The 14,140-nt window shown below is 60.2% G+C and carries 11 protein-coding genes; 10 read left to right on the plus strand and 1 reads right to left on the minus strand.

Features of this window, described 5'->3' with window-relative positions:
* Positions 1–46: 46 nt before the first annotated feature.
* Entirely contained in the window at positions 47–787 is a 741-nt protein-coding gene (locus ACQK2L_RS04930; RefSeq protein WP_425395815.1) for a Yip1 family protein, read from the plus strand.
* 208 nt (positions 788–995) lie between these two features.
* Here the strand turns inward: ACQK2L_RS04930 and ACQK2L_RS04935 are convergent, their stop codons facing one another.
* Positions 996–1,535: a hypothetical protein gene (locus ACQK2L_RS04935; protein ID WP_425395816.1), complete on the minus strand. Its 540-nt coding sequence runs from the start codon at positions 1,533–1,535 to the stop codon at positions 996–998.
* A gap of 276 nt (positions 1,536–1,811) precedes the next feature.
* Here ACQK2L_RS04935 and ACQK2L_RS04940 point away from each other — a divergent pair, with 276 nt between their 5' ends.
* The 9 genes from ACQK2L_RS04940 (at position 1,812) to ACQK2L_RS04980 (ending at position 14,128) form a co-directional block, all read left to right on the plus strand.
* Positions 1,812–2,027, plus strand: a complete 216-nt coding sequence (locus ACQK2L_RS04940; protein WP_425395817.1) for a hypothetical protein — start codon at positions 1,812–1,814, stop codon at positions 2,025–2,027.
* A gap of 121 nt (positions 2,028–2,148) precedes the next feature.
* Positions 2,149–4,122, plus strand: coding sequence for an ABC transporter ATP-binding protein (locus ACQK2L_RS04945; protein ID WP_425395818.1), 1,974 nt, complete (start codon positions 2,149–2,151; stop codon positions 4,120–4,122).
* Positions 4,123–4,859: 737 nt separating this feature from the next.
* Positions 4,860–5,405 (plus strand): sigma-70 family RNA polymerase sigma factor, encoded by a 546-nt coding sequence (locus ACQK2L_RS04950; protein WP_425395819.1) that lies wholly within the window; start codon positions 4,860–4,862, stop codon positions 5,403–5,405.
* 1 nt (position 5,406) lies between these two features.
* Positions 5,407–7,197: a FecR domain-containing protein gene (locus ACQK2L_RS04955; RefSeq protein WP_425395820.1), complete on the plus strand. Its 1,791-nt coding sequence runs from the start codon at positions 5,407–5,409 to the stop codon at positions 7,195–7,197.
* Positions 7,198–7,281: 84 nt separating this feature from the next.
* Positions 7,282–8,826 carry a LamG-like jellyroll fold domain-containing protein gene (locus ACQK2L_RS04960; protein WP_425395821.1) on the plus strand — a complete coding sequence of 515 codons (1,545 nt, stop codon included), beginning with the start codon at positions 7,282–7,284 and terminating at the stop codon, positions 8,824–8,826.
* A 111-nt stretch (positions 8,827–8,937) separates the two neighbouring features.
* On the plus strand, positions 8,938–10,386 hold the full coding sequence (locus tag ACQK2L_RS04965; RefSeq protein ID WP_425395822.1) for a PEP-CTERM sorting domain-containing protein: 1,449 nt from the start codon (positions 8,938–8,940) through the stop codon (positions 10,384–10,386).
* A gap of 184 nt (positions 10,387–10,570) precedes the next feature.
* Positions 10,571–11,668, plus strand: a complete 1,098-nt coding sequence (locus ACQK2L_RS04970; protein ID WP_425395823.1) for a DUF1559 domain-containing protein — start codon at positions 10,571–10,573, stop codon at positions 11,666–11,668.
* Between the two features lie 57 nt (positions 11,669–11,725).
* A complete protein-coding gene (locus ACQK2L_RS04975) occupies positions 11,726–12,106 on the plus strand; it encodes a hypothetical protein (RefSeq protein ID WP_425395824.1) in 381 nt (126 codons plus the stop codon).
* 81 nt (positions 12,107–12,187) lie between these two features.
* The gene (locus ACQK2L_RS04980; RefSeq protein WP_425395825.1) at positions 12,188–14,128 is read left to right on the plus strand and encodes a PQQ-dependent sugar dehydrogenase; all 1,941 of its coding nucleotides are present in this window, start codon (positions 12,188–12,190) and stop codon (positions 14,126–14,128) included.
* The last annotated feature ends 12 nt before the right edge of the window (positions 14,129–14,140 follow it).

Here is a 14,140-nt window from a genome sequence, read left to right on the forward strand (position 1 = left end):
CCCGGCGAATTTTCCTTCGCTTGTCAATTCCCGGAGTCACTGAACCGTGGCCAATCCTAGCGACCCGCAACTACCACCGCAGCCCGACGACGACCACGACGCGAGCAACCCGTTCGAATCGCCCGCCGCTTCAGAATTGCCTAGCGTCACCGAGTTTTCCGGCGTGCGCTACGTTTCCAGGCGCGCGAAGCCGGTCAACGTATTGACGTCCATTTGGATACGGCCTCGCGTCACGGTGCGAAGAGTTCTCGACCGAGATCCAGGCCGCCATGTCTTACTGATCACCGTCTTGAGTGGAATCTCCAACGCATTGGGTAACAGCGTTCAATCCTTGGGAAAGGCTCCTGACTTGGGGATTTTGTTGGCCGCGTCGCTTTATGTGGCGGCGATCGGGGCGGTGGTTTCGATCCTGCTTCTGTATGTCGGATCGTGGCTGTTTACTGGCGTGGGGCGGATGTTCGGCGGAGTGGGGCACACCAATGAACTGCGCACCGCGATTGCTTATGCGAACATCATTTCCATGTGGTGCTTACCGCTAACTTTGTGCGCGGTAGTCGTGTTTTGGCACGCGCTTCGAGATCCCCAGAATCAAACTTTGTATAACGTGCTTGTGGCCATTGGCGTGGTGTTGATCATCTGCGGAGTTTGGCAATTTGTCGTCCTTTGTGGCACAGTGGCCGAGGCGCACCAGTTTTCCGTGGTCAGTGCCTTCCTGACAACACTGCTTATCTACTCCGTGGTGTTTGGTTTGGTCTTTCTCATTTTCTGGAGCACAGGGATCGTGTAGTTGCCGCGTGAAACTCGTGAGCTTGGTAAGGAACCGAGTCACTAACAAAAAAAAGGCCGCACCAGCGAGATCCTTCTCGCTTTGGTGCGGCCTTAAGCGTGATTCCGTTCACGCGATGGGCGGCTTTTACCGGACGGTCGAAACCGACGCAACAGCAGTTGCCGGTGCCGATTCCCTGTCCTCTGGCCTCCCGAATCCTGACTTCTCCCTAGTAAGGGCCAATCGATGGCGGATTGTTCAGGAAGAAGTCACGCGGACCGCGGGTCGTGTAGTACGGATAGGCGGTCTGGGCAGCCGGTGGGCCCGGGTTGAAGTTGTAGATCGCGTCGGTGCGACCCATGATGGGTCCGCCGATCATGGTCTTCATGTGCTGGCAGCAGGGGCACTGGCCCTGGCCGCCGCAGATGCAACCGGCCGCTAGGATGCCGCGCAGCTTCTGGCAGCAGCGGCAACGCCCCTGCCCGCCACAACTGCAAGCACCCATTTGACCATAGCAGCCGCCTTGGCATTCGCCACCGTAGCAACCGCCGCCGTAGCCGCCGCACGCGTCGCCGCAGCCGCAACCGGGGCAATCGATAGCGCAGCTAACCATATCGTCCACCACCCCGCTGCAGCAGCCGCACATGCCGTTGCCACAGCCAGCGCCGTCCAGGCACTCGGGGCAATTGACCTGCACGTCCGAGAGCCCCATGGTGGGCTGATCGAAGGCCGCGCGCTGGATCGCAGGCCGCGGCGCAGATTGATTCATCGCGTGTTGCGATGGAATTGGACCCCTGTTGAGGCCGTTAACAGCCGAGCAGCCTACGCTGCTAGCGGCGCACAGCAGCACCGCAGCTAAAATGCGAGTCATCGAGTTTTCCCCCCTTGAAGCGAAAAGAGCGCGTACTATAAGTGGATCGCGCGCCCATGTTTTCCGTACCACTGGTATCGGCGGTACAATCGATAGACTCCAGCAATTCGCCCGCAGCCCCCGACGGAAGTCCCGGGTTCGACCAACATCGCAGTTCAAGCCCCCATATTTCCCATGGACCAAGACTCCCCCACCCAACGCGGACCTCGATTCGGCATCGGGCTGTTGTTCCTGCTGATGACACTCGTGGCGTTCGCGGCCGCGGGGCCGGGGGCGCTGCAGCGCACCGATGCCAGTTGGCGTCCGTTCTTTGTGATCTTCACGCTCGTCGCGCCGGGACTGCTGCTCATTGTGGTCAGCCTGTGGCAAAAGTACCTGCGTCCGCGGTAAACCACTGCTAGCATCGGCTCTTGCGCTCGGTGGTCGATATTGGACGGCGAGCGGTGGTCTGCTAAAAGCTACCCCATCGCTGCTTGCATCCCCGCTTCCCGCCATCCCCCCGCTCCCCTCCATGACCCACTTCCGCCGTGTGTTGAAGCTCGCGATGGCGCATCGCGTCAACGTGCTCGCCTGCATATTTACCTCGCTGGTCGTGGCGGTGTTGTGGGCTGGTAGTCTGTCGGCCGTTGTCGCTGTGGTCGACGTGATCATGGAGGATATGTCGCTGCCCCAGTGGGTCGATCTGCAAGTGACCGAGGCCAATGAAGCGGTCGCCCAGGCCGAAGCCGACATCGAACGGCTGAGCGCCGAACCCGAAGTCAACCGCGTTGATATTCAAAAGGCCCAACTCCAACTCTCGCTCAACACCGAACGGGCGAAGAACTTCGGGTGGCTGTCGCCCATCGCCCATCGTTGGCTGCCCGACACCGCGTATCGAACGTTGATTGTCGTATGTTCGGCCGTGATGTTGTGTACCGTGCTCAAGAGTATCTTTCGTGTGATCAACCAAGTGCTCATCTCGCGACTCGGCAATCGTGTCGGACTCGCGATGCGCAAGCAGTTTTACGACCATCTGCTGCAGCTCGACATGTCGGCGTACAGCCACCAGGGCCGCGGCGACTTGATGAATCGCTGCACCACCGACCTCAACTACCTGAGCATCGGCATCCAAACACTGTTCGGCATGGCGATTCGCGAACCGCTGAAAATGCTGGTCTGTTTCCTGATCGCCGCCTGGATCAGCTGGCGACTGCTGTTCTTGACAATGGTGGTCGTGCCGCTCGCCGGTTACCTGATCTCAGTGCTCGCCAAGTCGCTCAAGCGGGCCAACCGTCGGGCGATGGAAGAGCTCTCCAGCATTTACGAAACGCTCACCGAAACGCTCACTGGCATGAAGCTCATCAAGGCGTTCACCATGGAGAACGCCGAGCGCGACAAGTTCGACCAATCGGCCAAAGTGTATTACCGCCGGCAAATGCGGATCGCCACCTACAACTCGCTGGTCAGCCCGCTCACCGAAACCTTGGGCATCGGCATGGTGCTCATGGCCGCCCTGGCGGGAGGCTATTTGGTGTTGGGGCAGAACACGGAGCTGCTGGGCATCCATATCAGCGACCGCCCGCTCACGCACGGAGCGATGAGCGGCTTCTTCGCCATGCTGGTCGGCATGAGCGATCCCGCGCGGCGGCTGAGCAATGTGTTTAACGACCTGCAACAAGCGGCCGCCGCCAGCGACCGCGTGTACCAGGTGCTCGACACCCAACCCACCATCAAGGATCCACCAAATCCCAAGCCGCTGCCGAAGCTCACCAAGAGTCTTCGTTTCGAGCACATCGACTTTGGCTACCACGCCGACCGACCGGTGCTGACTGGCATCGACCTGGAGGTCGAGGCCGGCGAAACCATCGCCATCGTGGGCACCAACGGCTGTGGCAAGTCGACGCTGCTGTCGCTGGTTCCGCGGTTCTACGATCCCACGTCCGGCCGGGTGACCATCGACGGCGTGAACGTGGCCGACGTGCGCCTGCGCGAACTGCGTTCGCGGATCGGCATGGTCTCGCAGGAAACGCTGCTGTTCAACGCGTCGATCGCCGAAAACATCGCCTACGGCGCCGGCGACGCCACGCGCGACGAAATCATGGCCGCCGCGCGCAAGGCGCACGCTCATCAGTTCATCACCGAAAAGCTCGCCGACGGCTACGACACCGTGGTCGGCCCCGGCGGCAACCGGCTCAGTGGCGGGCAGCGGCAACGCATCGCCCTGGCTCGGGCGATTCTGCGCGATCCGGAAATCCTGATCCTCGACGAGGCGACCAGCCAGATCGACATGGAAAGCGAAAAGCTCATCCACCAGGTGCTGGCCGACTTCACCCGCAACCGCACCACGCTCATCATCACACACCGCATGAGCACCATCTCGCTGGCCGACCGCGTAGTGGTAATGGACAAAGGCCACATCCTCGACGCCGGCAGCCACGAGCTGCTCCTGGGCCGCTGCGACGTCTACCGCCGATTGTTCCACCTGGAATACCGCGAAAGCGCATAGCGTCCATCGCAGTGACCAAGCTCGGTCGCGGGCAAGTTGTAAGCTCATCATTTTGCCCCTGGTTGTCCGTTTTGCCCCAATGCTCGATCCATGGGCCCAAAACTGGGTTTTGTCCCACCACATGATCCATTGGCCCAAAACCGGGGGTTTTGTCCCACCACATGATCCATTGGCCCAAAACCCCAAGCGTTTTGGTCCACCTCTGATTCAAAAACCCCATATTTTCTAAGCCAAACCATTCGGGGGGTGCGACAAAACCCTCCGCGTTGTTCCCCGCATGTTTCTCACTGGGACAAAACGATAGTCGCGATTCGCTCCGCGAATCAGCGCCCATTCAAGCAGCTCCACCATCTGCCTGCGGTGGCGGAATACTGTACGCATAAACAGATATTCCTCCATTAGACCACGCCGCAGTCCGTTTTCAACAGCCGCGCCCATAGATAGGTGCAGTGCTGCAAGGACCACGGTGGCGGACCTCCACTGCGCTCAGGCGCAGGCGAGAGACTCCGGCCGCTGCGGAATACCCCAACTCGCGGCAATTCACGGCCAACCGAGTTTCAGTTTTCGTAAAAAAATGGTGGAATCTGGTCGAATTAGCGGAACTTCTGAGTATTGCTAACAGAGAGACTCCCTCTCGTTGGACGCAGGTCACAGGTCGGTGCTTTTCCTAGTCGTTCTGCAGTGATTTAGGCGCAGCTCGGTGCCTGCATTTGTTCTTTACGGATTGTTGCGTACCCATGCCCGATAGTCAGGCAATTACGGCGGGTCAGTTCGTTCAGCTCGTGGTCAAGTACGAGTGGCGGTTCCGCGGGTTCGTGGCCACCATGCTGGCTTCCACCAGCGACATCGACGAAGTCGTGCAGAACACGCTGCTGGTCGCCTGGGAGAAGCTGAAGGACTTCAGCTACACCGACTCGACTCCCGACGAGTCGTTCGTCCGCTGGGTTTGCACCATCGCCCGCTACCAGTCGTTGCGACTGCACCAGCAGCGGGTCGGCACTTCGCTGATCTTTGACGACACCCTGGTCGAACGGCTCACCGCAACCCAACTGGAAGAAGCCCCTCTGCTCGAAGAGCAGCGGACCGCTTTGAAGGGATGCATCGAGAAGCTGGCCGACGACGACAAGGACCTCGTGCGTCGCCGTTACACCAGTGGGCAAACCGTGGAAGAGCTAGCCGGTTACGCGGGCAAGACCAAGTCGGCCGTTTACAAGTCGCTCAAGCGAATTCGGAACCTGTTGATGCGTTGTATCGAGAGCACTACTCGCCAGGAGGGCTTTTAAGATGGCAGACGATCGCCCCCTGACACTTGCCGAGGCGCGGACCGTCAAGTCGTTGGTGCACGACCTGTGCGACGACAACGCCACCGATGCCCAAAAGGAACAGTTACGCGAGTACCTGCAGTGCAGCGAACAAGCGCGGCAGATCTACGTGCGAATGATGTACGTGGCCGTGGGCATGCACGGTTGGTCGCACCAGTCGAACGAAGCCAGCAAACATACGCTCGACCAACCGGTCGAATCTTGCGAATCGCTCGCGCTGCAGTTGGCCAAGGACGAAGTCGCGCGGATGATCGTCCGCAACACGCCGGTCAACACCGCAGCGCCCAAAGGCTTTGCTCGCTGGCGGCGCTCGGCCACGCTCGCTGCAGCCATCGCAGCATGCCTGCTGGTAGCGGTCGGAGTTTGGAAGACACGTCAGGACCGCGGCAACCTCATGGCCGGCGCTCACGACCCAGCACTGACAGACAACAACAACGGTGAGACCCTGCCACCGATCACACCGGTAGCGACCGAATACGTCGCTCAAGTGGTCGACGCCACTGGCGATGTCCGCTGGGTGGGCGACTCGGCTCCGTTCGATTTCGGACTGCGCGTCGGCACTGGCGAGCGGATCGCCTTGGAGTCGAGCGTGCTGCGACTGCAGTACTTCTCCGGCGCCACGATTATCCTGCACGGCCCAGCCAGCTTTACCCCCACCGGGCCGACCAGCGGTCACCTTGCTGCGGGCAAGCTCACCGGTCGCGTCTCGAGCGCTCAAGGCGAAAGCTTCCGGCTGGCGACCCCCAGTGCGGACGTGATCGACCTGGGTACCGAGTTTGGCGTGGCGGTGAGCGAAACCTCGGCCACCGACGTGTGCGTGTTCGAAGGCGAAGTGGAAGTCAAGTCGTCCGCCGCGTCGCGACGCTCTACGTCGCCCATTCGTCTGACTCAGGGAATGACCCTGCGGATGTCGGCCGATGGACTGCCCGACATGACCTCAGAGGTCTGCCAGCAGCAGTTCCTGCGGTCGCTGCCGGAACGCCCTGCCAGCTCGTTCGCTCCCAACGAAGTGAGCCTGGTGGATGCGGTGATCGGCGGCGTAGGTCTGTCGCACCGCCTGTTCGGCGCGTTGGATCCCAATAGCGGCAAAGTGGACGAGCAACCGCTCCGCTCCATTCGCATGGCCGATGAGATGGGGTTCCGGTTCGCCGTGTACAACGAATTCGTCGATGGCGTGTTCATTCCGCATCGCCGCGGGAAGACCACGCGCATCGATTCCTACGGCAACGCCATCGAGTTCCCACCCAACTTGAGCGTCACCGAAAGCGCCATTTGGGCCCGTCGACCGGTGCCAAACTGGTCGCACGAGGCGGCCGAGCGGACGGGAACCGAGGAAGAACAATGGGGACTGGGCGCCACCCGCAACGTGTGCGAGCGACTGGCTGAATCCCGTCTGGGCGTGGTGGGCATGCATGCCAACGTCGGCATCTCGTTCGACGCCCATACCATCCAGTCGGTCGAAGGCCGCGCGGTTCGCGCGTTCCGCTGCAAGTTGGCGAACGTCGATTCGTCGTGCGGCACGCTGACCAACGGCCGTGGCGGCCGCGGCAGCATTGTGGATGTGCACGTGTTTGTGGATGGAATCGAGCGGTGCACCGTGCCCAGGCTCAGCTGGTACGACGGCGATCAGGAGATCGAAATCGAGCTGGGAACCCATAGTCGGATCGTGACCATCGCCATTACCGACAGCGACCTGCAACTCGATCACGACGAAATCTTGATGATTGATCCAGTGCTTGAACTGAGTGAGTAGACCAGCATGCCTTTTCCTACAGCCAGCATGCCTTTTCGTAGAGGACTAACAGTGATGTGTGACTTAACAAGGTGGAGAGGTGCCATGAGGCGACATTTGTTTCAATGGACAGCAGCAGTCGCGGCGATCTGTTCCGCGGGAATGGCCCACGCGGTGCTGGTTTCGCAATGGACATTCAACGAGGGAGACCTAAGTGTTTCCAAGGTATTCCCCGATGAGAAGGTCGATGATGGTGTCTTGAATCCTACGCTCACGTACGTCGATCCCACCAATGAAGGAAGCCTGACCGGTGGTCAAGCGGATCTCAGCTTCAACAGCGGGCAAGGATCGAACATCGAGGGCATCGGCACCTCGGCTGCCGGCATCTATCTCGACTTGGATGATTTCACCATTTCCGATATGGCCTACAACAACGGTGCTGACACTCGCGCAGTTAGCTTCGAGATGTGGGTAACCATTACCGAGAATCGCAACTGGTCTCGTTTCTGGGACTTTGGCACGAGTAACGGTGGGCCGGACGTTTCCAATGGAGGGGAAGGACAGAACTACATGATCGGGGTGCCTCAAAGTGGCCCTCAAGACTTTCGCGCGACAACTAGGTCCAACGTCACCGGCAACCCGGAAATCGCTGCCATCGGTGGGGGTCCTCTGGCCACAGGCACGAAGCACCATGTTGTCTACACCCTCGACCACAACGACACTTCTGCTGGCGCGTTTGGTACTACCAAGCTGTATCTCAACAACGCGCTGGTGGGCACAGCGGCAGTTGCCGACGAGTTTGACGTGTCCAATAACCCGGATGTCGGCACCGGCACCGCGGAACTGCTCGACAACAACAACTGGTTTGGTCGGGCCCAATTCAACGACCCACTGTTCGACGGTCTGTACGACGAAATTCGACTGTACAACCACGCCCTCACCGAGGGCGAAGTTATGACTAACTTCGCCGAAGGTCCGGTACCGTCTTCGCTCCCACAGCTCAATATCGACCGACTGACCGGCGCCATGTCGCTGATCAACGCCGGCCAAAATGCCGTGACGCTCGACAGCTACACGCTCCTGTCACCAGCCGGTGCGTTTATCCCTGGTGAATTCAACGCCATCGACCCTCCGGCGTTGACCGCCACAGAGAATGAACTCACCGAAGACGGCATCACCTCGGGTGGGACGATTGGTGCGGGCGACCTGACCGGCATCTCGCTCGGATCGGCCTACCAGCCGTCGAGTATCGAGAACATCCAAGCGTCTGTCGAACTCACCAACGGCACCATTACAGAAATCGCCGTCAACTTCATCGGCAATGGCGGACTGCCCCTCTCGCCGCTGGATCTCGACACCGATGGTGTGGTGGATGAAGACGACTTCCTGAAGTTCGCCAGTCACGCTTACACCGACATCAGCGGACTTTCCGATGTGCAGCAAGCCATTCGTGGCGACCTGGACGGCGACAACGACAACGACTTCACCGATTTCCTCCTGTTCAAGCAGCAGTTCAACGCGTTGAACGGAGCGGGTGCACTCGAAGCCATCATGGCCAAAAACAATGTCTCCATTCCAGAACCGAGCACGATCGTGCTCTGCGGGCTGGCGGCATGCGGTGCGATCGGACTACGCCGACGCGTCAGGTAAACCACAGGCGGGCCGAAGCGGCCCGGCAACTAGCGCCACTACTTCGGAACGACTTATCACTATCACAGCGGGAACTCTGACACCATGTACGCGACCCTAAACTTCCAACGGATGCATCGCCCACTGAAGGGACTGGCGGTTAGTGCCTTGACCTTCGGACTGATGGTTTACCTGTCTGCCTCGGCGCAGGCCGTGCTTGTGCACGAATACAACTTCGACACCGACGCCAGTGACTCCGTGGGCACTGCGGACCTCACCCTTAATGGCACCGCCAGCGTCGCTGGTGGCCGCCTGGTACTGCCAGGCGGCGCCACTCGCACCAATAACGCGAGTGCCCTCGGGGCATCGCTCACCGAATTGACCGGGACCATCAATGGTACCGACACGTTGAGCGTGGCCGTGAAGTTCAGCAAGACGACGGGAGACGTCTGGCAAAAAGTGTTCATGGCTGGCGATCCCGGCACCGGCAATGGTTCGCCCACTCACCAGTACATCGACATTACTCCCATCCGTGATGGTCCGGACGCCGATCCGAATCCCCCCGGAAACAGCCGCGGTATCACCTTCCGCATGCCCAACGCCGACGATACGGCTGGGCTCGAGGAGATTGCTTTCTTCCAACCCGTTCCGACGACGACCGAAGTCATCATGGTGGGCGTGTGGGACTCAGCGAACAACATCATTACAGTGCACTCGGCATTGGCCGACGGCGGCACGGTCGTGTCCGACAGCGAGCCCACCGACAACGGTGTGCATGAACTGGCCGACCTGAGTATCACAGAGTTCTATCTCGGTTCGGCCGTCGGCTGGGGAGATACCGACTTCGAGGGCTCGGTCGACTGGTTCAGAATCTACGACCAGGCCCTCACCGCCTCCGACGTGCAGTCGCTGGTAGACACCGGCGTCGTGCCCGATCCGCTCAATGTGACCATTGGTCCTGGCGGTCAGGTTTCGATCAACAACCCGAACGGAAGCGCCGACTTCAATATCGATTCCTACTTCATCCAAAGCGATACCAATTCGTTCAACACTGCCAATTGGAACAGCTTGGACGATCAAGGCATCGACGCGGGCGGAGCGGCAGATGGCGACTTCAACGAAGACGGTACCGTGAACATCGCCGACTACGTGGTTTGGCGAAACAACCTGGGAAGCACCACTGGCTTGCCCAACGACGCCGGCTTGGGTGGCACGGTTGATGAGACCTACTACCAGTTGTGGAAAGACAACTTCGGAAGCGAAGGCGGCGAGGGCGGCGGACTCGGCTGGACCGAGGTCGGTGGTTCCGATTCCACGCAGCTCATCGAGTACTTCCTGGACGAAAGCGGCTCGGTCCTGGCAGCAGGCGAATCCTGGTCGCTCGGCACGCCGTTCACCGGCACCAACGGTGACAACATCACTTTTATGTACTCCGTCAATGGTCAATTGGTCGAAGGCACCGTGACCTTCGCTGGCGCACTTGCCACGGCCAACGTACCCGAGCCTGGAAGCCTCTGGCTTATCGCCAGCGGACTCGGATTGGCGACTGTAGCGGTCTATCGTTCCCGGCTACGAAGCTAGCTGGGGGCTCAACACCTGCGGTGGTGACGACGGGCAGCGTCACCGCCGCGGCGTGTGGATCGGAAAATCGTGACTTTCAAACGTAACTTGAACTAATAAACTCCTCTGCCTGCGGTAAGGCCCAAGCTGTCGGAGCATCGTCAGCCGGTCGCCGCTCAACTCCTTTATGGATCGAGGAATACAGATGACACGGACTACCCCTTGCAACTGTAGCCGTAAGCGTGCGTTCACGCTGGTTGAACTTTTGGTGGTGATCGCCATCATCGGCATTCTGGTAGCTCTACTTCTACCCGCGGTGCAGGCCGCGCGTGAGGCCGCGCGTCGATCGGCTTGTACCAACAATCAGAAACAACTTGCCCTGGCGTGCATTAACTTCGAGTCGACCAACAAAGCACTGCCCTACGGTCGCAAGGTCGACTGGTGGGATTCGTACACGTGGACGCAGGAGATTCTGCCGTACATCGAGCAGCAGACCGTGTACGACAACTATCACGACATCACCGCTACCAACACCAACGGTGGTCACAACGGCTGGTCGCCAGCCGGAGACGATGCACTGAAACGCTCCGCCCGCCACACGCAGATCCCACCCTACTACTGCCCCAGCGACGGCACGCCAACTCAAAACGAGATGGGATCTGCAAATTGGGGCCTATGGCGCGGCAACTACCGAGCCTCGGTAGGAAGCGAAAACAACCTGTACGGCGAAACCGACCAGACCCTCACGCTGTTCCGACGCGATAACAACGTCAACAAGACTGTCTTCGGGCCGGGATGCTTCCAGGTGAAGCGCAACGCGAGTCCGGTCGACTCGTCCACTCAACGCTTCACCGACGAGCCCTATCGGATCCGTCTGAGGCAGATCACCGACGGCACTTCGTCCACCATTCTTCTCTCCGAAGGCCTCAGCGCTACCGAAGTGGTCGATTGGGGTGGTGTGATGGGATCGTTGATCTACGGCAACATGGGCGGCGGTCTGATGTCCACGCTCTATGGGCCGAACGAATCCAGCGTGCCCGATCAACTGCTGGGCCCCTGCCCGGTGGACCAGGGCGACTCTCGATACCCTGAAGAGACTGCTCCCTGCAGAGGATCTGGCCATCCGGGAGAGCGAAGCGGTGGCGGTAGCCAAACTTGGGCCGTCGCACGCAGCTATCACCCCGGCGGAGTGCTGGCGGCGAAGGCCGACGGGTCCGTCACGTTCTTTACCGACGATGTCGACGTTGCCTACTGGCGGTCGCTGGGAACGCGGAACGCAGGCGATATCGTCAGTGCCGAGTAGGCACTACCTGTGTGCTCGATTGGCGAGCGAATACTAATTGGACCAGGAGGTGATGAGGTGCGTAACGTGCTTGCGTGTGCAATCGTCGTTGCACTGGTATTGGTAACCGGGTGCGGTGAAGGCCAAAAAGTGTCGGGCACAGTGACCGTAGACGGCAGCCCCCTCCCCAAAGGCCACATCGGATTCGCCCCGGCCGCAGGATCAGGAGAACGTTTTGGCGCCGAAGTGCTGGACGGTCACTACAGCATCAGCGGAATGACTCCGGGCAAGAAACGGGTGACCGTGACGTCCATGTCGGAAAAAGCGCCAATGTCTCGAGAGGAAGCGATGGCCAATCGAGGCAACAACCAGAAGGAATTGATTCCTGCGGACCATCCGAAGAATGGTCAAGTGGTGGACGTGACGGAGAAGACTTCGACGCTGGATTTCGAATACTGATTTGCCGTAGCGGGTGGGCCCCGTAACAGGCCGAATCCTCTCGCACCCGACTGTACTTGAGACGAACTTCGGAGAGGCGAGATGAGGCTCATCTTTGCAGCGATATGCGTGGCCGCTCTGCCAACCGTCGCGTGGGCTGAGTACACGGTGCAACGCGTCGCCAGCGGTCTCAACCAGCCTATCCACATGACCCAAGCGCCGGGCGATGGCAATACGCTCTACATCGTCGAACGCAACGACGGGGGGAACCAAGTTGGCCGGGTCATCGCCTACGACCAACTCACCGGCCAGCAGAGCACGTTCCTCGACCTGCCGGGCACCATCATCTCCGATGGCGGTCTGCTCTCGCTGACGTTTCACCCCGACTACCAACAGAACGGGCAGTTCTACACGGTCTCGAACGCCGCCGGCACCAATGGATTGGACGAATGGAAGCTTGTCGGCGGCGAGCCCGTGTTCCAGCGGCGGTTGCTCGAGTACCAAAACCTGCAGAATGTGTTCCACACAATGAACGTCGCCATGTTCCGCCCCGGCGGCAACAACGACGAGTTGTTCGTCGTCACCGGCGACGGCGGCACCCAGGCAAACAGCGGTCAGTTCGACCCCGCGCTGATCGAGAGCGAACAATCGCCCTACGGCAAGCTGCTTCGCGTCGATCTCTCCGAAGACTTCACCGAGCCGGCCAACGATCCAACGGCCGCCGGTGTGGATGTGATGGCGCTCGGCTTGCGTAATCCCTACCGCGCAAGCTTCGACCGCGCGACCGGCGATATGTACATCGCCGACGTCGGCTTCAACGCGGTGGAGGAAGTGAACTTCGTGCCGGCCAGCCACTTCACGACGCCAGCCAGCCCGCTCGACTTTGGTTGGACCAGCCGCGAAGGGACGATCGAGACGATCACGAGTAACCCCAACGTCGGCGGCCCCAAACAGCCGGGCGACATCGACCCAATCTTCGAATACGCCCACAACTCGTCGGTCGAGGATATGCTCGATCACGACTCGGTGCTCTTCGGCGGATCGATCACCGGGGGTTACGTCTACCGAGGCCCCATCGCGGAACTCCAAGGGCGTTACTACTTCGCCGACTTCACCGCCGGCAGGATGTACTCTGGCGTGTTCGATCCCGCCACCCCGGTGGCCAACTACGATGGAGACAACCTCACGGACATCCAACGGCACGACATCGTGTACGAGAACATGGTGCAGGGTGGCGCGACGATCAACTGGACGACTTCGTTTGCCGAGGACAACGTCGGCAACCTGTACATGGTGAAGTTCGGCAACGGCTTCTTTCCGCCACTCGGCGAGGGCGAGGTCTTTCGACTGGTCAACAATCCGCTGGAGGTAACCATCGACCGGCAAACCGGTTCGATCACGCTGGAGAACAACAACTCTAGCAACATCGCCATCGAACAACTCGCGATCAGTTCGGAGGCTGGAGCCGTGGATGTCGACTCGCTGACGCCCATCACCGGCTTCTACGACGCAGCAGGCAACATGCAAGTCGACGACGACGCTTGGATGGCGACCAGCGAGACGTCCGAGCTGTACCTGGAGCAAACCACAGGCGACGCCGGCTCCATCGCCAGCGGCGCGGTGCTCAGCTTGTCGAGCAGCGGCGGCTGGATTCAATCGCCCTACGAGGATCTTCGCGTCGCGGTGCAACTGGCCGATGGATCGGTGACCACGGCCGTGGTTTCCTACGTCGGCGATCCGCTGCTTACCGGCGACCTGGATGGCGACGGCCACGTGAGCCGGTTGGACTTCGAACTACTGGCAGCCAACGCCTACACCGATTTGGGACCGCTTACCCCGGCCGAATCGTACCGTGCGGGCGACATGAATGGCGACGGTTTGAACGATTACGCGGACTTCCGCTTGTTCAAAAACGCCTACATTGATTATCACGGCGCGGAAGCCTTCGCTCGTCTGTTGGCAGTTCCGGAACCGCACGCGATAATACTACTAGGCGGACTCGCAATCCTCGGCGGCATTGGGCGCCGGCGATCGATTCGCTGAACCACCACTCAC

This window comes from Aeoliella sp., assembly GCF_965227375.1.
In the GTDB taxonomy this organism is placed as follows: Bacteria; Planctomycetota; Planctomycetia; order Pirellulales; family Lacipirellulaceae; genus Aeoliella.